Annotated in this window: 19 protein-coding genes; 13 read left to right on the forward strand and 6 right to left on the reverse strand. The window is 69.4% G+C overall.

Annotated features, from left to right (window positions below):
* Positions 1-300: 300 nt before the first annotated feature.
* A complete protein-coding gene (locus tag CNO20_RS05615) occupies positions 301-3,090 on the reverse strand; it encodes a twin-arginine translocase subunit TatC (RefSeq protein WP_101295164.1) in 2,790 nt (929 codons plus the stop codon).
* A gap of 100 nt (positions 3,091-3,190) precedes the next feature.
* On the opposite strand from CNO20_RS05615, the gene CNO20_RS05620 reads away from it, so the two are divergent.
* Positions 3,191-4,774, forward strand: a complete 1,584-nt coding sequence (locus CNO20_RS05620; protein ID WP_101295165.1) for a twin-arginine translocase subunit TatC — start codon at positions 3,191-3,193, stop codon at positions 4,772-4,774.
* Positions 4,775-4,920: 146 nt separating this feature from the next.
* Positions 4,921-5,415 carry a DoxX family protein gene (locus tag CNO20_RS05625; RefSeq protein WP_101295166.1) on the forward strand — a complete coding sequence of 165 codons (495 nt, stop codon included), beginning with the start codon at positions 4,921-4,923 and terminating at the stop codon, positions 5,413-5,415.
* Between the two features lie 61 nt (positions 5,416-5,476).
* On the opposite strand, the gene CNO20_RS05630 is transcribed toward CNO20_RS05625, so the two are convergent.
* Together CNO20_RS05630 and larE are read right to left on the reverse strand one after the other, a co-directional pair.
* Positions 5,477-5,977 carry an SRPBCC domain-containing protein gene (locus CNO20_RS05630; protein WP_101295167.1) on the reverse strand — a complete coding sequence of 167 codons (501 nt, stop codon included), beginning with the start codon at positions 5,975-5,977 and terminating at the stop codon, positions 5,477-5,479.
* Positions 5,978-6,082: 105 nt separating this feature from the next.
* Positions 6,083-6,955, reverse strand: a complete 873-nt coding sequence (larE, locus tag CNO20_RS05635; RefSeq protein ID WP_101295168.1) for an ATP-dependent sacrificial sulfur transferase LarE — start codon at positions 6,953-6,955, stop codon at positions 6,083-6,085.
* Between the two features lie 197 nt (positions 6,956-7,152).
* Between larE and CNO20_RS05640 the strand changes: the two genes are divergently transcribed.
* The 3 genes from CNO20_RS05640 (at position 7,153) to CNO20_RS05645 (ending at position 10,766) form a co-directional block, all read left to right on the forward strand.
* Positions 7,153-9,129, forward strand: coding sequence for a MutS-related protein (locus CNO20_RS05640; RefSeq protein WP_101295169.1), 1,977 nt, complete (start codon positions 7,153-7,155; stop codon positions 9,127-9,129).
* Positions 9,130-9,342: 213 nt separating this feature from the next.
* Complete coding sequence (locus tag CNO20_RS24045; protein ID WP_269844121.1) at positions 9,343-9,468, forward strand: hypothetical protein; 126 nt, start codon at positions 9,343-9,345, stop codon at positions 9,466-9,468.
* A complete protein-coding gene (locus CNO20_RS05645; RefSeq protein ID WP_101295170.1) occupies positions 9,468-10,766 on the forward strand; it encodes an RNA-guided endonuclease InsQ/TnpB family protein in 1,299 nt (432 codons plus the stop codon). The genes CNO20_RS24045 and CNO20_RS05645 overlap by 1 nt, the downstream gene beginning before the upstream one ends.
* Positions 10,767-10,783: 17 nt before the next feature.
* Here the strand turns inward: CNO20_RS05645 and CNO20_RS05650 are convergent, their stop codons facing one another.
* Entirely contained in the window at positions 10,784-11,500 is a 717-nt protein-coding gene (locus CNO20_RS05650) for a hypothetical protein (protein WP_143423149.1), read from the reverse strand.
* 225 nt (positions 11,501-11,725) lie between these two features.
* Between CNO20_RS05650 and CNO20_RS05655 the strand changes: the two genes are divergently transcribed.
* From CNO20_RS05655 to CNO20_RS05675, 5 genes are all read left to right on the forward strand, one after another.
* A complete protein-coding gene (locus CNO20_RS05655) occupies positions 11,726-12,193 on the forward strand; it encodes a TRAM domain-containing protein (RefSeq protein ID WP_101295172.1) in 468 nt (155 codons plus the stop codon).
* 66 nt (positions 12,194-12,259) lie between these two features.
* Entirely contained in the window at positions 12,260-12,745 is a 486-nt protein-coding gene (locus CNO20_RS05660) for a Tfx family DNA-binding protein (RefSeq protein WP_394337244.1), read from the forward strand.
* A gap of 111 nt (positions 12,746-12,856) precedes the next feature.
* Positions 12,857-13,102 (forward strand): amphi-Trp domain-containing protein, encoded by a 246-nt coding sequence (locus CNO20_RS05665; protein WP_101295174.1) that lies wholly within the window; start codon positions 12,857-12,859, stop codon positions 13,100-13,102.
* A gap of 345 nt (positions 13,103-13,447) precedes the next feature.
* Complete coding sequence (locus CNO20_RS05670) at positions 13,448-13,672, forward strand: hypothetical protein (RefSeq protein ID WP_101295175.1); 225 nt, start codon at positions 13,448-13,450, stop codon at positions 13,670-13,672.
* Positions 13,673-13,742: 70 nt separating this feature from the next.
* Positions 13,743-14,456, forward strand: coding sequence for a DUF2270 domain-containing protein (locus CNO20_RS05675; protein ID WP_101295176.1), 714 nt, complete (start codon positions 13,743-13,745; stop codon positions 14,454-14,456).
* A gap of 16 nt (positions 14,457-14,472) precedes the next feature.
* Here CNO20_RS05675 and CNO20_RS05680 read toward each other — a convergent pair whose 3' ends face one another.
* Both CNO20_RS05680 and CNO20_RS05685 read right to left on the reverse strand, forming a co-directional pair.
* Positions 14,473-15,480 carry a mannose-1-phosphate guanylyltransferase gene (locus CNO20_RS05680; protein ID WP_101295177.1) on the reverse strand — a complete coding sequence of 336 codons (1,008 nt, stop codon included), beginning with the start codon at positions 15,478-15,480 and terminating at the stop codon, positions 14,473-14,475.
* A 142-nt stretch (positions 15,481-15,622) separates the two neighbouring features.
* A complete protein-coding gene (locus CNO20_RS05685; protein WP_101295178.1) occupies positions 15,623-15,913 on the reverse strand; it encodes a DUF7091 family protein in 291 nt (96 codons plus the stop codon).
* 285 nt (positions 15,914-16,198) lie between these two features.
* Here CNO20_RS05685 and CNO20_RS05690 point away from each other — a divergent pair, with 285 nt between their 5' ends.
* The 3 genes from CNO20_RS05690 to CNO20_RS05700 all read left to right on the forward strand — a co-directional run bounded on the left by CNO20_RS05690 (position 16,199) and on the right by CNO20_RS05700 (position 18,509).
* Entirely contained in the window at positions 16,199-17,131 is a 933-nt protein-coding gene (locus CNO20_RS05690) for a replication factor A (protein WP_101295179.1), read from the forward strand.
* Positions 17,132-17,725, forward strand: coding sequence for an RPA family protein (locus tag CNO20_RS05695; RefSeq protein WP_101295180.1), 594 nt, complete (start codon positions 17,132-17,134; stop codon positions 17,723-17,725).
* 460 nt (positions 17,726-18,185) lie between these two features.
* Positions 18,186-18,509, forward strand: a complete 324-nt coding sequence (locus CNO20_RS05700; protein WP_101295181.1) for a hypothetical protein — start codon at positions 18,186-18,188, stop codon at positions 18,507-18,509.
* Positions 18,510-18,543 lie beyond the last annotated feature (34 nt).

An 18,543-nucleotide genomic window follows, 5' to 3' on the forward strand; every position in this document is an offset into this window, starting at 1 on the left:
CGCATTAGGGTTTTTCTTCCCTCGCAGCCGATGCGACCGCGACGAGCCGCCGTTTCGCCGTCTGCGACCCGCCGGCGATCTCGCTAGACCGCCGGACCGCTTTCCGCGGCGAGCCGCTTTCCGCGACGATCGTTTCTCCACCGAAGACGCCGATCCGTGGCGGTTCTTCCGCTCCCGGTCGTCGCCTCGCGACGGTCCGTCGTCGAAAGGAGTCGAAAGAAGCCGAAAGAGCAGAAGGGGGTCGAAAAAGGCGAAGCGGATCGAACGGCGTCGGAGCAGCGCTCGGTCCCGCGGGTTCGGTCAGACCTCCGCCCCGCGCGACGGCGCGAGGTCGCGGCGGCCGCCGAGGGTGAGCACGAACAGGATCGCGAGGCCGACGCCGTAAGCGACCATGAGAGGGATCGTCACCAGGAACATCGTGATGACGCCCGCGGGGGTGAACACCGCCGCGAAGGTGAGGATGGCGACCGTCACCTCGCGCCATCGGTCGCGCATCGCCCGGTAGGGGACGCCCGCCGTGTTGAGCAGGATCATCAGCACCGGCACGTCCGCGAGCAGGCCGATCCCCGCCGTCGTGTAGAAGATCAGCCAGAAGAAGTCCGTGATGCGGTAGCTGATGATCATGTCCGCGCGGACCGCGTCGGCGACGAGGTACGAGATGACCGTCGGCGCCACGTACGAGTACCCGAGCGCGAATCCGCCGACGAGGCCGAGCGCGAGGGCGACGACCCAGCCGTAGATGACGCGCCGGTGTCCGCGGACGAAGCCGCGGTCGCGCAGGGCCGGCCAGGCGTAGTAGCCGACGATCGGCAGCGTGACGATGACGGCGACGAGCGTCGAGAACTTCACTTCGAAGATGAGCGCCTCGACCGGGTGGAGCGCGACGACGGTGAGCGAGTCGGGTTGCACGTCCGTCGGAAGGCGGCTGAGGAAGTCCGCCCGCACGTCGCCGAGGCCGCCGACGTAGAGCCACGTGAACGTCGCGCCGAGCACGAGGCTGAAGATCCCGACGATGCGGAACGTCCGCGAGGTGATGCTGTCGAGGATGAAGGCGACGTCCTTGTAGTACCCCCCGATGTCGTCCTCGTCGGTCTCGCCGTCCGTCAGCTCGTCGAAGAAGGTGCCCCCGGCGCGGGTGGTCCGGTCGCCGATGCTGCCGGGATCCGGCGTCGCCTGCGCCTCCATCCCCGTCTGCACCTCGTCGTACCGGTCGAGGATGGCCTGCCCTCTCGCCTCGTCGCCAGCCTTCATCGCGCGGTCGGCGCGGGCGAGCGCCTCGTTCTCGGTCATCTCGGCGAACAGGACCGGCGGCGCGCCGCGGATCTCGTCGGTCCCGAGGGCGCGCAGGTCGCGCGCCGCCGGGTCGCGCCCGGCCTTCCACGCGGCGTACAGCGCGTAGAGCGCGGCGACGGCGAGGACGACCGCGAGCGCCAGGACGGCGCCGACGAGCGCCGCCTGCTCGTCCGGCAGGCCGCCCCGGAGGCGGGCCAGTTCGAGGAACGCCCGACCGCGGTACTGCGACGGGACGTTCGGGACGACGTACTCGCGGGCGTACCGCCAGACGGTCACCGAGTAGGCCGTCGTGAGAGCGTAGTACGTCCCGCCGGCGACGAGCACGGCGAGACCGAGGAACAGGTTCCACGTGGCGCGGAGGCGGTCCCGCCAGCTCACCCACCCGAAGCCGCGTCGGAACGTCTCGACGAGGCCGGTCGGCTCGCGCATGCCGACGGTCCCGTCAGCCCCGGCGGCACCGCCGCCTCCGGTCGCGGGGGAGCCGGCGGCGGTCGACGCGCCCGTCTCCGCCTGCTCGTCTCCCTCGTGCGCCTCGTCGTACCGGTCGAGGACGGCCTGCGCCTTCGCGTGGTCGCCCTCGTCGAGCGCGGCGCTGGCGATCCCGAGCGCCTCCTCCTCCGTCATGTCGGCGAACGCCTCCGGCGGCGCGGCGCGGACGCCCGCCTCGTCGAGCGCGCCCACGTCGATCGACCCCGGATCGCCCAGCCGCCGGTCGGTCTCGACGGCGGCGTCGAGCTCGACGTAGGTGAAGTACATCAGCGCGAGGGCGGCGAGGACGAGGCCGACGGCGGCGCCCACGACGGCGACGGTCGCGTCGGCCGGAAGCGGCAGGATCGACTCCGCCGGCAGGGCGCGGTACTCGCTTCCGAACCGTTCGAGCAGGGCGTTCACTGCGGCGACTCCGCCCCGAGTGTAAAAGAGGTAGGCGCACGCGACTCCGACCGCGACGGCGGCGAGGAGGACGTTCCAGTGAGCGCGGGCGGTCCGGCCGACGCTGACCCGCTCGCTCCCGCGCTTCGCCGTCACCACGATCTTCGCGAGGTAGAGGCTGAACGCGTAGAGCACGAGCAGCGGTACCGCCCACATGATCTGCGTGAACGGGTCCGGCGGCGAGAACACCGCGCCGAAGACGAAGAAGATGACCACCGCGTAGCGCCACTTGTCGCGGAACGTCTCGTAGGGAACGATGCCGCTGTAGGACAGTCCCGTGACGACGAGGGGCATCTGGGCGGCGAGCCCGAACGACAGGGTCAGAAAGAAGATGAACTCGGTCCACATCACGATGGAGTACGTCGTCGCGAACCCCGCGGAGAGCGCGTTCTGCGCGAGGAACTGGAACATGATCGGGAAGAACAGGAAGTACCCGTAGAAGAGCCCGCCGAGGAGCAGAACGAGGGACAGGAGGGCGAGCACCGCGAGCTTCCAGATTTTGATCGGGGCCTTCGGCCAGAGGTCCCGCGCTCTCAGCGCGTCGCGGGAGAAGTAGACGAACACGGGGAGCGCGACGATGAGGCCGACGACGAGGCTGATCTTCGCCTGCAGGAGGATCACGTCGAACGGCGTCTGGGCGATGATCTCGACCTCCCGGGCCGTCATCGAGTCCATCTGCGCCTTCGTCACGCGCTTGAGGAAGTTCCAGACGTAGTTCCGCAGCGCGTAGAACGTCCCCAGAAAGCCGAGAACGAAGACGATGAACACCTTCTGGAGGTCCTTCTGGGCGGCCCGCAACATCGCGCCGGCCGTCTCCCGCCCCTCGTCGAGAGCGCGGCGGGTATCCTCGTCGAGCGCGCTGGACATAGTGGTGGAGAACCGTCTCGCAGTTATCAATCTTTTCGACCGAGCCGCGCCGCGGCCATGCAAAAAGGCCTATAACGAACCGGGGGCGTAGAGCAACTGAATGGGCGACGAACCGGAGTCGGGCGCGCGTTCCGGCGTTACTGAGCTGTCATCTGACTCGGACAGCGACGGGTCCGTCGAGTCGGACGCCGACCCGGAGGGCGGCGCTCCGAGCGCGGACGAGGCCGATCCGGAGCCCGATCCCGAGGCGTCGGCCGACGCCGACGCGGACGGCGGTGGATCCGATCCGTCCGACCCCGACGGGATCGGCGACGGGGCCGACCGAGACGGCACCGCCGTCGCCTCCGGCGATCCGGACGCGTCCCGCGACGGCGACGCGGCGGCCGGGACGGACGATGACGAAGGAGAGACCTCGGACGGGGAGGCGGCCGCTGACGAAGGAGAGAGCGCAGCGGAGAAATCGGCCGCGGCGAGGGGGTGGACCGATGACGGGGAAGTGACAGCGGACGAAGAATCGACCGCGGACGACGAGACGCCCCCGGACGAAGGAACGGCGGGTTCGACCGACGCGGCCGATCCGGACGTCGATCCGGAGGGTGACGGTCCGGTTCTCGACCCGCCGACGAGCGAAGACACGGTGTCCGACGTCGACGAGTACCTCGAAGCGGAGCGGGAACACCTCGACCGGAGGGAGGAGGAGTTGATCGCCGAGGACCCGTTTCTCGACGCGGACGCCGAGGGGGACGCCCCCCCGGACGGGGACGAACCGCTCGACGCGGCCGAGAGCGCGGCGGCTCTGGAGTCCGAGGTCGATCCGATTGATCCGCCGGTCGAGCGGCGCGAGGACAAGTTCGGCGTCGAGGAGGTCCCGCCGGGGGAACCGGATCCCGGCTCGGACCCGGACCCGGTCGGCGGCGGCGACGACTCGCTCGACGACGGACTACTCGGCGACGGCCCCGAGTACGACAAGGAGATGCCCCTGGCGGACCACATCGAGGAGATGGTCCGCCGGCTGGGGATCGTCTTCGCCATCGGCGGCTTCGTGACGCTCCTCGCCTTCCCGCTGTCCGACCAGCTCATCAACTTCATGTGGAACAGCCACATCCCCGGCGCGGCGACGCCCGGCTCGCGGCTCCGCCCCCGGCTGTACGGCCCCCTCGAACTCGTTCTGACGGAACTGAAGGTCGCTGGCCTGTCGGGGCTCGTGGTCGGCCTCCCGATGCTCGTCTACCAGACGTACCTGTTCATGAAACCGGGGCTGTACCCGAAAGAGCGGCGCTACTACCTCGCGGCGGTGCCGACCAGCCTCGTGCTCGCGCTCGTGGGGATCGCCTTCGCGCACTTCATCGTCCTGCCGACGATCTTCGCGTACTTCACGACGTACACGCAGGACGCGGCCGTCATCGCCTTCGGCCTCAAGGAGACGTTCAACCTCATCCTCCTGCTCATGGGGTACATGGCGATCGTCTTTCAGATCCCGCTCTTCGTCATGCTGGCGATCATGATGAACCTCGTCACCCGGCGGTGGCTGGAGGACAAGCGCCTCATCTTCTGGGGGTCGTTCCTCGGCCTGTCGTTCCTCGTCAGCCCCGACCCGACCGGCATGGCGCCGATCATCGTCGCCGCGACGATGGTCGCGCTGTTCGAGGGGACGCTCGCGCTGCTGCGCTGGACCGGGAACTGATACCCCGACCCCGATTCGGCCGTTCGTTCGACGACGAACTCGCCGAGGGGCGGGCCGGTCGTCGCTCGTGACGTCTCCCCTGACGTATTCGACCGACCGCAATACGTGTTTATTATCTCACAGCTCCATTGGAATGGGTGATTACGATGGTTACTACTGTACACAGAAACGGCGTCTGGGGCTGGAATCCGGTGTTTCTCCGCCTCGCGCTCGGCGTCCCGCTGGTCGTGGCGGGCGCCGGAAAGCTGCTGAACGTCGGGCCGAAGGCCACCGGGGTCTCCGGGTTCGCGGGCTTCCTCGCCTCGCTCGGGGTCCCGTTCCCGGAGCTCTTCGCCTGGATCGTCACACTCGTCGAGCTCGTCGGCGGGCTGTTCCTCCTCGCGGGGCTCTTCGTCCGATACGTCGCGGTGCTCGTGGCCGTCGACATGGCCGTCGCGACGCTGCTCGTCCACGTCCCGAACGGCTTCGCCGTCTCGACCGGCGGGTTCGAGTACACGCTGGTGCTCGCCCTCGTGGCCCTCGCGGTCGTCTTCAGCGGCCCGGGCAAGCTCTCCCTCGAATACGCGGTCTTCGACCGCGAACTCCTCCCCGGCGGAACCCGCGGCGAAGACGCCGGCGCGGAAGGGCGAATCCGCGGGTAGGTTCGCCGTCGCCCGAGGCTGACGCCTTTTTCGACGCGTCCGACGCTCTCTCCGCTCGGAATCAGGCCGCGAGGCCGCCGTCCGAGGTCCGCGCGTCGGCTCCGATTCCCTCCATCAACTCGCCTCTCGCCGCCGCCTCGGCTCGCTCCTTCAGCGCCCCGTTCATCTCCCGGAAGCCGCGCTCGGTCGCCGGGCCGAGCCAGCGAGCGAGCGGGCCGGCGAGCGCGCCGCGGAACGACTCCGACTGCACGAAGCGCGTCCGATCGCCGTCGTTGAGGGGTTCGAGCGCGAAGCGGTGCTCCCCGTCGAAGAGTCCCGGCGCGAACAGGTGACCGAGCCACCGGAGCTCCCGGCCGCGTTCGACCGCCGTCACCGTCGGTCTGAAGCGGGCCGCCGACCGCCCCGGCGGGCGCACTTCGACGACGAGGTGCGCCCCGTAGTTCGGCCTCCCGACGACGGTCAGGAAGGGGTTCCACTCGGGGTACCGATCGAACGCCGTGAGCACTCGCCAGACGATCTCGGGGGGCGCGTCGATCTCGGTCGTCGCGCGGATCTCGTGCATACCGTCCTTTCGCCGTCGGCCGATATGAGTCTCGCGAGCGGGGTTACGAGTGGTGGTGCCGGCGCAGTGAGGCTCTCTTCTCGCTCCCCCGACGGCGGCGCGCCGTCACTCGCCGACGGGGTAGTCCCTGGCGAACACGTCCTCGACGAGCGGTTCGTCCGATTCCTCCGCCGCGGGGCTCACGCTCCCGGTCCGGTAGCCGTGCAGGTCGAGGGTCACGTGGTCGAACCCGACGTCGGAGAGGTGTTCGCGCGCGGCCCGGACGAAGTCGACGTCGAGGGCCGCCTCCATCTCCTCCGGGGCGATCTCGATTCGCGCGAGGCCGTCGTGGTCGCGCACGCGGAACTGCGAGAAGCCCCAGGTGCGGAGCAGCCGCTCCGCCTTCTCGACGCGCGAGAGCCGCTCTTCGGTGACCGAGAGGCCGGTCGGGATGCGCGAGGAGAGGCAGGCCATCGAGGGCTTGTCGGCGACCGAGAGGTCGTACCGGCGGGCGATCTCCCGAACCTCCTCCTTTCCGATGCCGTGGGCGAGAAGCGGCGAGAGCACTTCGAGCTCCTCGACTGCGCGCAGGCCGGGCCGGTGGCCTTCCCCGGGGTCCGAGGCGTTCGTCCCGTCGCAGACCGTCTCGATCCCGAGCTCCCGCGCCCGTTCGTACATCTTGCCGAGCCGCATCGTCCGGCAGTGGTAACACCGCTCGCCGTCGTTCCTGACGAAGTCCGGGTTGTCCAGCTCGGAGAACTCGACGATCTCGTGTCGGACGCCGATCTCCTCGGCGACCCGCTTCGCGTCCGCGAGCTCCTCCTCGGGGAGCGTCTCGCTTTTCGCCGTGCAGGCCACGGCGTCCTCGCCGAGCGCGTCGCGCGCCAGCGCGGCGACGACGCTCGAATCGACGCCGCCGGAGAAGGCGATCAGGACGCCGTCCCGCGTCGCGAGGTCCTCGCGCGCCGCCTCCAGTTTCTCCTCGACGGTCGTGCTCATGGACGCGATTTATCGTCCGAGCGCAAAAGCCCGTTGCACCCGGCAGTCGCCGCCTTCGGGCCACGCGCCACCGTCGGAGGCGAGCGAGGCGGCCGGATCGCCGCTCGCGGCGACGACCGTTCCCGGCGCGGCGGCGGGAACGCCCGACCGCGGCCGACCCGCAACGTTTTGTGCCCGCCGGGGATACCCCGGGGTGAATGGAGTTCGAGGCCATTCCGGGCGTCGGGGAGAAGACGGCGGCGTCGCTCGCCGAACTCGACGACGCCGAGGCGGCGCTCCGCGACGGCGACGTCGCCGCGCTCGCCCGCGCGCCGGGGATCACCGAGGGCCGGGCGGCGGCCATCGCGCGGGCCGCCGTTCGGATGGAACATGGCGACGACGGGACGTTCCTCGCGACCGACCGCGCCCGGGAGGTGTACCGCGACGCGCTCTCGTTGCTCCAGCGGCGGACGGTGACCGACTACGCCGAAAAGCGGCTGGAGACGCTGTTCCCGAGTTCCTCGCGGTCGCGGATCGACGAGGTGCGCGCGTTCGCCGAGCGGGCGATGGAGCGCGACCCTGATCCGGCGGTGCTGGACGCGCTGGAGGGCGTCGAGCCGCTCCAGTCAACGCCGCCGCGCCGGGTACGCGAGCGGTGTCTGGCGACGACGGACGCCGAGCGCTACGCCGAGGCCCGCGACGCCGTCCCCGAACTGTCGGCCGAGATCGTCGACGACGGCCGCGACGTCGCGGAGCTCGCGCGGTCGTACTCGACGGTGATCGTGCTCGACGAGGAGTTCGCCGGCATCGACGTGCCGGGCGACGTGCAGGTCCGCCCCGACGCGCTCTCCCGCCCGGAGGAGCTCGTCCCCGAGCGGCTGCTCGCCTTCTTCGCCGAGAACCGCGACCGCCTCGAAGCCGCGGCGGCGGTCCACGAGGCGGCGGGGACGGAACCGGCGTGTCCGCTCGACGCGCTCCGCGACGGCCTCTCGCGCGTCTCCGACGACGGGACGGTCGTCGGCGACGACGAGCTCGACCGGCTGACGGCCGCCGTCGACGACCTCGACGCGGCGGTGTCGACGGCCGAGTCGGTCGCGAACGACCACCTCCGCGACGCCATCCGCGAGCAGGACGTGACCATCGAGGGGACGGACTTCCTCTCGCTCGTCGAGCGGGGCGCGCGGGTCGACTCGCTGCTGTCGCGCGAACTCGCCGACGAGTACGACGAGGCGGTCCGCCGCGCCCGCGAGCACCTGGTCGACAGCCTCGCGCTCGACCCCGGCGAGGCCGACCTCCTCGACCGGCTGTTCGACGACGAGCCGACCTTCCCCGTCGAGCGCGACGAGGAGGTCGTCGCCCGGCTCAGGACGGAGCTCGCGGCCGCCCGCGACCGCCGAGCGGCGCGGCTGAAAGCCGATCTCGCGTCCGACCTCGCGGCGCTTCGCGGGCCCGCGGAGGACCTCGTCCGCGACGCGCTCGAACTCGACGTGGAGCTCGCGGTCTCGCGGTTTGCCCGCGACTTCGACTGCGCGATGCCGGCGTTCGGCGACGCGGGGTCCGGATTCGCCGTCGAGGGCGGCCGATCGCCGCTCCTCGACGTGGATTTCGAGGCGGTCGACCCCGTCGACTACGAGGTCTCCGGGGTGGCGCTCCTCTCGGGGGTCAACAGCGGCGGCAAGACGTCGACGCTCGACCTCGTCGCGGTGCTCGTCGTGCTCGCGCACATGGGGCTCCCGGTCCCGGCCGAGCGGTTCGAACTCGGGCGGATCGAGGAGCTCCACTACTACGCCAAGAGCCAGGGGACGCTCGACGCGGGCGCGTTCGAGAGCACCCTCCGGGACTTCGCCGACCTGACCGCGGGCGCGGAGCGGCGGCTGGTGCTCGTCGACGAGCTGGAGAGCATCACCGAACCCGGCGCGAGCGCGAAGATCATCGCCGGCATCCTGGAGGCGCTCGACCGGCAGGGCGCGACGGCGGTGTTCGTCTCGCACCTCGCGGGCGAGATCCGCGAGACGGCCGACTTCGACGTCGCGGTGGACGGCATCGAGGCGGTGGGACTGGTCGACGGCGAACTCCGGGTGAATCGCTCGCCCGTCAAGGGCACGCTCGCCCGGTCGACCCCCGAACTCATCGTGGAGAAGCTGTCGGACGAGAGCGACCTCGACTTCTACGACCGGCTCCTGGACAAATTTTAGCTGAATTGAGGCGCTAAGCCCCCTTCCTCAACGCCCAAGCGAAGCGAGGGCGTAGGGAGGGGATACAGCGTCCCCAGAACGCTTCGCGTTCTGGTGTGCGGACGAGACGCAAAGCGTCTCGTCAACGCCGCACGTTTGTTCATGTACTCTACGACGGCAGGCCCACAACGTTCTATCGGTATCTTTATCGAGTATTGTGTGTATCATACTTGTGTGGCAACGCGCAAGAACATCACTGTCCGCGACGACCAAGAGGAGTGGATTCAGGAGAACCACCTGAATCTCTCTCGTTTCGTCCAAGACAAATTGGACGAACTTATCGAGGAACGCGAGGACTGATGTACTACGCCTACAAGTATCGACTCAAGCCGTCCGACGCCCACCGCGAGGAGTTGGACCGCCACCGCGATATTTGTCGGCAACTGTACAATCACGCGCTCTACCGCTTCAACCAAATCCCCGAGGACGCAGGAACCCTCAATCAGCGCGTTCGGTCCATCCGCGATGAACTACCCGGTCTCAAAGGCTGGTGGGATGGCCTCTCGGACGTGTACTCGACAGTTCTTCAGACCACCGTCATGCGGATTGAGCAGAACATCACGTCTCTCGGGAAACTCAAACAGAACGGCTACGGTGTCGGCCAACTCAAGTGGAAGCCACCACGAGAGTTCCGCAGTTTCACGTACAGTCAGTCTGGCTTCAAGCTCGACAAGAAGGGCGGTCAGACTGTCCTGTGCCTCTCGAAACTCGCGGATATACCGATTCGGCTTCACCGCGCCATCCCCGACGACGCGACACTCAAGCAGGTCACGCTCAAGAAGGAACCGACGGGCGAGTGGTTCGCCACGTTCGGCGTCGAAATGGACCGTGAACCACCTGAACCGCCTGAGAATCCCGAGCGGTGTGCCGGTATCGACGTAGGGATTCTCACGTACGCCCACGATACGGACGGCATGGCGGTCGGGTCGCTCGACCTCTCGAACGAACGTGAACGCTTGGAGCGCGAGCAACGGAAGCTCTCGCGCAAACAGCACGGGTCGAACAACTACGAGAAGCAACGGCGTCGAGTCGCGGAGTGTCACGCCGATCTCCGACGGAAGCGCCGCGACTTCCTGCACAAGCTCTCGAACTACTACGCTCGGGAGTACGACCTCGTAGCTGTCGAAGATTTGAACGTGAAGGGGATGGTGGAATCGCCGTCGAACAGTCGAAACACGGCGTCTGCGGCGTGGCGGACGTTCCTCTCGCTACTCGAATACAAGTGCGAGCGCGAGGGGACGCACTCCGTGGCGGTCAACCCGAGAGGGACGACCAAGGAGTGCGCATCGTGCGGAGTCTCGACGGAGAAGCCGTTGTGGGTCCGTGAACATTCCTGTCCTGCCTGCGGGTTTGAGGCGGACAGGGACGCGAACGCGGCGTGGAACATTCTTTCTCGCGGCCTCGAAGATATAGGAGTGGGATACTCCGAATCAACGTCCTCAGAAACGCTTCGCGGTTCTGATGGGCTGCGAAAATCACTACGTGATTTTCGAACGCCTGTGGAGACTGCGCTCCCTGTGGATACGCCTGTATCTGCAAAGCGCGTCGTGGAAGCAGGAAGCCCTCCCCTCAAGCGCGAGCCGTCAGGCGAGCGGTAGGGTAGTTCACCTCCCCCTCACGTCGCCTTCGCCTCGACGCTCAGCGCGTGGTAGAGGCTCGGTCCGAGCAGGATCGTCGCGCCGGCGACGACCCACGCCGTCGACGCCGCTTCGCCGCCGGCCGCGACGGTGCCACGGAACGCGACGACGCCACCGATCGCGACGGCGACGCCGAGCGCGAGTCCCGCGACGACCAGCCGGCGCCGGAGGCGGTACCCGAGCGGTGCGCCGCGGGCGTTCAGGTACAGGCCGCCGCCGAGAAACAGCGCGAGCGCCGTGAGCGAGCCGAGCAGCGGCGCGCCGACGAGGACGCCGTACCCGACCGTTGCGGCGGCCACGAGGGCGGCGAGCGCGAACGTCGCCCGGGGCGAAAGCGGGTTGCGCCGCTCCCCGTAGCCGACGTGGTACGCCGCCGCCGGGAGCGCCAACGCACCGGCGACGACCGCCCCGAGGAGGACTCGCCGCGGCGTCGAGGCCGGCGGCCCGTCGAGCGCGACGACCGCCCAGACGGTCGCGCCGGCGGTCGCGCCCCCGAGCAGCACCGCGTCCGGTCGGAGCACGTCCGTCGGGTCGTCCGCGTGTCGGACGGCGTGCGCGACGAACGGGAACCCGACGGCGAGCGCCGCCAGCGTCGTCGCGGGGAGATCGCCGGTGAGGACGACACCCGAGACGAAGAGCGACAGCGCGAGGAAGACGCCCGTCACGAGCGCCAGTTCGGGTGCGCGGCGGGACACGCCGCAGAATCGGAGGGCGGCGAACAAAGCACTTCCGCGCGGGCGGTTCGAGGATCGGACGCGCGGTTCGGGGGCGGGTGCGCGGCGGAATCGCGGTCCGGTGTGCGGGAGAATCGCCGTCGGGCGACGACCTCCGTCCCGCCGCCGGGCTCGCCGCCGTTCGGCCGCGTCGGCGGCGCTCGCGAAGGCGCAAGCGTTTATACGCCGCCCGAATTACTCGCGGATATGCCGGACTGTCCACTGGCCGACGAGTGCCCGAGTTTCTCAGAACGCATTCCGGGGATGGGGTGTCGACACTACGGCGACCGAGGCGGCGCCGAGTGGTGCAACCACTACAACATGCCCATCTACGAGCTGAAGCAGCAGCCGGTCACCCCCGGCGAGGAGGTCGTCGTCGAGGTGACCGACATCCACGAGAGCGGCGCGGGGGTCGGCCGGACGGAGGACGGCTTCATCGTCATGGTCGACGGCGTGCTCCCCGACGCCCGGGCGCTCGTGAAGATCACGCAGGTCAAGTCGAACCACGCCCGCGCCGAGGAGATCGAGCGCCTGCCGATGGAGGGAGAGGAAGAGGGCGAGGCGGAAGCGGAGATCGGCGAGAGCCGGGACGCCGACGAGTCCGAGTCCGAGGAAACGGACGGCCCGACCCGTCCGACGGCGCTCGGGAGCCGGGACAACTTCTGGGGCTCCTGAGCCGGCGCGCCGACAGCCGCGGAACCGGCCGTGGACAGCGGATTCTGTAGGATTTTTGCGACCCGAGTGTCTAGCGGGGGTATGGACGACGCCCCGGACGTGGACGCGAACGCGCTGCTCGAGGGGGCGGGCTTCGACCCCGAGCGGAGCGTCCTGACGCGACGACAGGCCGAGGTGCTGGCGCTGCGCGAGCGCGGCGTCCGCCAGACGACCATCGCTGACCTCCTCGGAACCTCGCGCGCGAACGTGTCGAGCATCGAGGCGAGCGCCCGGGCCAACGTCGAGAAGGCCCGCGAGACCGTCGCGTTCGCCGAGGCGCTCACCGCGCCCGTCGGCGTCGAGGTGGAGGCCGGAACGGACCTCTACGACGTGCCGAAGCTGGTGTACGACGCCTGCGACGAGGCCGGCGTGAAGGTCAACCACACCGCGCCGGACCTGATGAAGCTCGTGAGCGACGCCGCCGGCGACGCGGTCCGCGGGCGCGAGGTGCGCGAACCGCTGCTCGTCGGCGTCACGAGCGAGGGGACGGTTCGCGTGCGGCGATCCGGATAGCCGCCGACCGTCCGAAGGACTTCCGGCGCGTCGGGCTGCTGTCTTCGGTCGACGGTCGTGAGGGGCGTAATCTGGACCCACTTGATTATCCGGGCCGACGAATAGACGGGTATGAGCGACAAAACGATCGCCGAGGAATCGCTGTCCCGGGAAGAAGTAGCGGACCGCCTGGAATCGCTCGCGAACCAGTTCCGCGGGGAGCACGACGCAGACGTCGCGGTGGGAAACAAGACGGTACGGCTCTCGCCGCCGTCGACGATCGAGTACGCGATCACGGTCGAAGAGCGGAGCTCGATGCTCGGCGGCAGGAAGGAGGCGATCGGTATCAAGATGAACTGGAAGCCCGCCGACGAGTGAGCGGCCTCGGGGAGCGGGGTATTCCGTCCGGCGAGGTTCCCTTCCGATCGCCCGCCGCCCGTCCAGCGATTAGCCCCCGCCCGTCCACCGGTCGCCCGCCGATCGCCCGCCGATCGCCCGGTTTCGGAAGTTCCGGAAACCACTCTGATTCGATTATAGGCGTCGGGGTAAAATATCCGTTTGCGATGTCGACGAGTAAAATCGAAAACGGATCGAACGACGAACGCCGCGGCGCGCCCGCGCCGACGCTGGTAGCGGGACGGACCGCCCCCCGGCGCGGACGGATTTCTCCCGCGCTCTGCGGCGCACAGCCGAACGTCCGCGGTCGGTTCGTCGGGAGGCCCGATGGCTGAGACGGACGCCGGGCTTCGGGCCGCCGTCACGCTCGTGCTGGTGGCGGTGTGGGCGTCGCTCGTCGTCGGCGTGGCGTTCGGCTACGCCTCCAACGCCCCGTTTCTGGTTCCGATAACGGCGCTCGTGTTCCTGATCGTCCGCCGCATGTGGAGAATCGACGCGCGGGGGCTGCTCGGCGGCCTCGTCGGCGGCGCGATCCGAGAGCGTCGCCGGTGACACCGCCGTCGGCCCGACCGAGAGCTCGACGAGCGACTGGGTTTTACCGGAGCATGTCGAACGCTACCGTATGTCACGAGATGCCCCCTCGGACTTCGATCCCGAACGGCGCGAGGCCCGGGAAGTCGCCGCCGAGGCGGCTACGGACCGCTCGGAGTTCCTCTCGCTGATGCCGCACTACTACCGCGGCGAGGTCTCGCAGATGTCGACGCGGCTGGACCGCCTCGACCTCTCCGTCGACTGGGCGATCGCCGTCATCGCGGCGGTGTTCGCGCTCTCGTTTCAGAGCGCCGAGAGCCCGCCCTATTTCCTGCTCATCGGGATGCTGGCGGCGACCATGTTCCTGCTCTTCGACGTCCGCCGGTATCGGACGTACGACGCGGCCCGGTCGCGGGTCCGGATGATCGAGGAGAACGTCTTCGCGAACGTGTTCAGCCCCGGCGAGCCCACCCTCCGAAACTGGCGGGACGAGATCGCGGACGACCTCCGGAAGCCGACGCTGAAGGTCTCGTTCCGGGAGGCGCTGTCGCGCCGGCTCAAGCGGGTGTACTTCCCGCTGTTCTCCGTCCTGCTCGTCGCGTGGATCTTCCGGATCACGGCGTTCGTCCCCGGCGAGGACTGGCGCGAGACCGCCGCCGTCTCGGACGTCCCCGGCGTCGTCGTGGTGGCCCTCGTCGGCCTGTTCTACCTCGTCGCGCTCGTCCTCACGTACTGGCCGACGCCGCGGCGGGCCAAGGGCGAGTTTCACGGCGCGGAGGTCGGCGAGTGGAAGACGGACAAGTGAACCGGCGTCCGCCCCGTCAGAACCGCTCTTCCTCCTTCAGCGCGGCGACGACCTCCCGGACGCGCTGAGCCTCGGCTTTCGGAACGACGAGCACGCGGTCGTCCCAGGCGATGACGGCCAGCCCCTCGACGCCGACGAGCGAGACGTGCTTGTCGTCGCTGGCGATCACGTTCCCCGACGCGTCGACCGCCAGCGCGTCGCCGAGCGCGACGTTGCCGGCCGAGTCGGGTTCGAGCGTCCGTTCGAGCGCGTCCCACGACCCCAGGTCGTCCCACGCGAAGTCGGCGGGGACGACGGCGGCGTCCGCCGCGCGTTCCATCACCGCGTAGTCCACGCTGACGGGGTCGACGGCGCCGAAGCCTGCCTCCGGATCGCCCGATTCGAGCGCCTCGACCAGCGGCGCGAGCGGGGAGTCGCGGGCCGCCCCCAGCAGCGCCTCCGGCGTCCACGCGAAGATCCCGGCGTTCCACAGGTAGCCCGCCTCGACGTACCGCGCGGCGGTCTCCGCGTCCGGCTTCTCGTGGAAGCCGGCGAGTTCGAAGTGGTCCCCGCGGTCTGCGCCCGGCTCGACGTAGCCGTAGCCGGTGTCGGGGCGGGTCGGTTCGACGCCGAACGTCACGAGCGACCCGGCGTCGGCCGCGACCCGTGCGCCCGTCCGCGCCGTCGCCTCGAAGGCGGCGTCGCCCGCCACGTGGTGGTCGCTCGGCAGCGCCAGGACGACGCAGTCGCCGACGACCTCCCGAATGCGGTGCGTCGCGTAGACGAGCGCCGGCCCCGTATCCTTCGCCTCGGGCTCGACGATCACGGTCGCGTCGGGCGCGTGTTCGGGCACCTCCGGAGCGAACGCCTCGCGGGTCGAGACGAACGTCTCGTCGGCGAACGACGCGCGCTCGGCTGTCCGCGCGAGCAGCGACTCGCCGCCGGAGAGGGGGAGGAACTGCTTCGGACGGTCGCTCCGGCTTGCCGGGTACAGTCGGGTGCCGGTGCCGCCGGCGAGCACGAGCGCGACGAGCGGTCTGTCCATGACGGCCCTTCCCGGCCGACCCACAAAAAACGGCGCTCCCGCCGGTTCGCTCCGCCGGTCGCGGTGGCGGGACCGCGTCGCGACGACGCCACCGCGCTATCCGCTTACGCGACGGCCGGAGTACCGCGCTTTCGACGCCGGACTACCACGTCTCGACGACGCCGTCGCGGACGTCCTCGACGCAGCCCCGGCAGTCCGGATGCTCCGGGTCGAAGCACGAGGGCCGCCCCTCGCCGTCGACTTCGACCGCCCGCTTTTCGGCGTAGCGTCGGCAGACGATCCGCGCGCGACCCTCGCCGTCCCGCGGCAGGTCGAACCCGTCCGCGCCGTCGGTCGCGGTCCGGCCCTCGCGGTACGCCTCGCGCGCCTCGGCGTATCGCCGGCCGGCCGAGCGGAACGTGGTCCGGATGAAGCGTTCGAGCCGCTCTTCCATGGGTTCCGTTCTCGGCCGCCGCCCAAAGGTGCGTCGCCTCGGCGACCGCGCGCCGATCCACGTCCGAGACGCGCCGGCGCTCCGAACCCTCCGCCCCGCGAAACCTTCCGCCCACCCCGATTTTCTTCGCCGCCGACGAAGATCCGAGAAAAACCCTCCGACGGACGTCTGACGGCCGGCTCCGTCCGATTTCACTTTCACCCCGCTCGCGTAACTTTTTATACCATCAGGCACCAACTGACGTACGCCTCTCGTCGAAAACCCAAGCGGAGGCAGTGAGACCACATGACAGCGTTGCGAACCCACGCAGAGGAGATTGCGGAACAGTTCTCGGACCACCTGGACGTAGACGCGGACGAGGTCGAAGAGCGGCTGGACAACCTCGTCAACGAGTACAAGGTCCCCGTCGAGGAAGCGCGCCGGAGCGTCGTCAACAGCTACCTCGACGAGGCCGGCCTGGAGCGCGACGCCATCCGCGGCGGCGGAGGCGGCCAGGCGGCGAAGGTGGCCGACATCGACGAGGACGAACAGTGGGTCGACATCACGGCCAAGGTCGTCGACCTGTGGGAGCCCCGGAGCGACTCCATCTCGCAGGTCGGCCTGCTCGGCGACGAGTCGGGCACGATCAAGTTCGTCTCGTTCAAGACCTCCGAGCTCCCCGAGCTCGACGAAGGTTCGGTGTACCGGCTGGAGAACGTCGTCACCGACGAGTACCAGGGGCGGTACTCGGTGAAGCTCAACCGGACGACGACCATCACCGAACTCGACGAGGACATCGAGGTCGGCGACAACGCCGTCACGGTCGAGGGCGCGCTCGTCGACATCCAGAGCGGGAGCGGCCTCATCAAGCGCTGCCCCGAGGAGGGCTGCACGCGCGTCCTCCAGAACGGCCGGTGCTCGGAGCACGGCAGCGTCGAGGGCGAGTTCGACCTCCGGATCAAGGGCGTCCTCGACGACGGCAACGAGGTCCGCGAGGTCATCTTCAACCGCGAGATGACCGAGGAACTCACCGGCGTCACCCTGGAGGAGGCCAAACAGCGGGCGATGGACGCGCTCGACACGACCATCGTCGCGGACGAGATGCGCGAGACGACCCTCGGTCGCTACTACAGCGTCACCGGGCCGACCCTCGGTCGGTACGTGCTCGCCAACGAGTTCGAACAGCTGAACGGACCGACGAACGCCGAGGAAGTCCTCATCAAAGCGAGGTCGATGTAAATGAGCCAATCAGTTCCCTCCCGAGAAGTCGCCCGGCGCGTCTTCGCCCGCGAGTTCAACGACGCCGGTTACACGTTCAAGGAATCCGAAGACGAGCGCGCGCCCGTCTACCTGCTGCTCCCCACCGGGGAGCGAGCCAACCGGGTGTTCCTCGTCGGCACGCTCACCGAGAAGGAGGACGTGGGCGAGGACAGCGAGTACTGGCGCGGTCGCATCGTCGACCCGACCGGGACGTTCTTCGTCTACGCCGGGCAGTACCAGCCCGAGGCCGCGAGCGCCCTCCGCGACCTCGAACCGCCCGCGTACGTCGCCATCGTCGGCAAGCCGCGCACGTTCGAGACGGACGACGGGCAGATCAACGTCTCGGTCCGCCCGGAGTCCATCACGACGGTCGACGCCGCGACGCGCGACCGCTGGGTCGTCGAAACGGCCGAGCGCACCCTCGATCGCGTCGCGGCGTTCGACGAGGAGGGTAACGAGTACGCTCGCATGGCCCGCGAGCGGTACGACCTCTCCGTCGACGCCTACAAGCAGGGTGCCATCGAGGCGCTCCAGAGTCTCGAGGAGACGGACGAACTCGCGGCGGAAGCCTGAGACGGCGGCCGACGCGCGTCGCCGTTTTTCGCGGACCGGGGTCGAGGGCCAACGTCGCCCCGACGCCGACAGCGACTGCTGACGACGGAACGGCGCGATAGAACGCAGTAGAACACGAAACGGCGAACCGCTCGCAGACCGTCGCCCGCGCCGCGGGCGCACACGCGCTCGACGCAAAGTGCGCCCGGGTGTCACCAGCACCCAGACGCCGGGCATACCTGATCCACAAGCAGCCCAGTGAACGTTGATTGCGCTCTCCCACAAGAACGTACCGAAAACGCGAACGAGATAACCGGCCCGCACGACGGCCGCGACAGCGACGGCCGCCTCGATCACCGCTACTGGCGGTGTGAGCGCTGCGGGCTCGAAAGCACCGATCCACGGCTCCGCGACGGCTGTTTCCGCTGCGAGTCGCCGTCGGCCGACTCAACGCGAAACGCCGCTCCCGACGCGCCCGACGATGCCGGGTGAGCGAGCCTCCCCCAGCGGCGGCTGGCGCGAGGTAGCCGACGCGATGGGCGTCGACCCCGACGCGTGGTTCGAGGAGGATGCGGACGAGACGAAAGGACCGGACGGGACCGACGAGTCGGACGCGAAGGACGAGGCGGAGGAGGGACGCGGGACGGACGAAGGAGGTGAGACGGGCGGGACGGACGAGACGGACGACGAAGACCGGCCTCGCTGTCCGGAGTGCGGCCGGTCGCCGGCGGCCGAGACCGAGGACCCGTACTGCCCGCGTCACCGCGACCGCGCCCGTCAGCCCGACGGGCACCCCGCGGACTGACCCGACCGTCCACCGCCTGCGGGGTAGTGTAACT

The sequence above is a fragment of the Halegenticoccus soli genome, from assembly GCF_002844195.1.
Taxonomy (GTDB): domain Archaea; phylum Halobacteriota; class Halobacteria; order Halobacteriales; family Haloferacaceae; genus Halegenticoccus; species Halegenticoccus soli.

What these genes read in the sequence shown, in the direction of transcription:
- CNO20_RS05615 (WP_101295164.1), bottom strand. Translation starts at nt 3,090, where the DNA reads ATGTCCAGCGCGCTCGACGAGGATACCCGCCGCGCTCTCGACGAGGGG.
- CNO20_RS05620 (WP_101295165.1), top strand. Translation starts at nt 3,191, where the DNA reads ATGGGCGACGAACCGGAGTCGGGCGCGCGTTCCGGCGTTACTGAGCTG.
- CNO20_RS05625 (WP_101295166.1), top strand. Translation starts at nt 4,921, where the DNA reads ATGGTTACTACTGTACACAGAAACGGCGTCTGGGGCTGGAATCCGGTG.
- CNO20_RS05630 (WP_101295167.1), bottom strand. Translation starts at nt 5,977, where the DNA reads ATGCACGAGATCCGCGCGACGACCGAGATCGACGCGCCCCCCGAGATC.
- larE (WP_101295168.1), bottom strand. Translation starts at nt 6,955, where the DNA reads ATGAGCACGACCGTCGAGGAGAAACTGGAGGCGGCGCGCGAGGACCTC.
- CNO20_RS05640 (WP_101295169.1), top strand. Translation starts at nt 7,153, where the DNA reads ATGGAGTTCGAGGCCATTCCGGGCGTCGGGGAGAAGACGGCGGCGTCG.
- CNO20_RS05645 (WP_101295170.1), top strand. Translation starts at nt 9,468, where the DNA reads ATGTACTACGCCTACAAGTATCGACTCAAGCCGTCCGACGCCCACCGC.
- CNO20_RS05655 (WP_101295172.1), top strand. Translation starts at nt 11,726, where the DNA reads ATGCCGGACTGTCCACTGGCCGACGAGTGCCCGAGTTTCTCAGAACGC.
- CNO20_RS05665 (WP_101295174.1), top strand. Translation starts at nt 12,857, where the DNA reads ATGAGCGACAAAACGATCGCCGAGGAATCGCTGTCCCGGGAAGAAGTA.
- CNO20_RS05670 (WP_101295175.1), top strand. Translation starts at nt 13,448, where the DNA reads ATGGCTGAGACGGACGCCGGGCTTCGGGCCGCCGTCACGCTCGTGCTG.
- CNO20_RS05675 (WP_101295176.1), top strand. Translation starts at nt 13,743, where the DNA reads ATGTCACGAGATGCCCCCTCGGACTTCGATCCCGAACGGCGCGAGGCC.
- CNO20_RS05680 (WP_101295177.1), bottom strand. Translation starts at nt 15,480, where the DNA reads ATGGACAGACCGCTCGTCGCGCTCGTGCTCGCCGGCGGCACCGGCACC.
- CNO20_RS05685 (WP_101295178.1), bottom strand. Translation starts at nt 15,913, where the DNA reads ATGGAAGAGCGGCTCGAACGCTTCATCCGGACCACGTTCCGCTCGGCC.
- CNO20_RS05690 (WP_101295179.1), top strand. Translation starts at nt 16,199, where the DNA reads ATGACAGCGTTGCGAACCCACGCAGAGGAGATTGCGGAACAGTTCTCG.
- CNO20_RS05695 (WP_101295180.1), top strand. Translation starts at nt 17,132, where the DNA reads ATGAGCCAATCAGTTCCCTCCCGAGAAGTCGCCCGGCGCGTCTTCGCC.
- CNO20_RS05700 (WP_101295181.1), top strand. Translation starts at nt 18,186, where the DNA reads ATGCCGGGTGAGCGAGCCTCCCCCAGCGGCGGCTGGCGCGAGGTAGCC.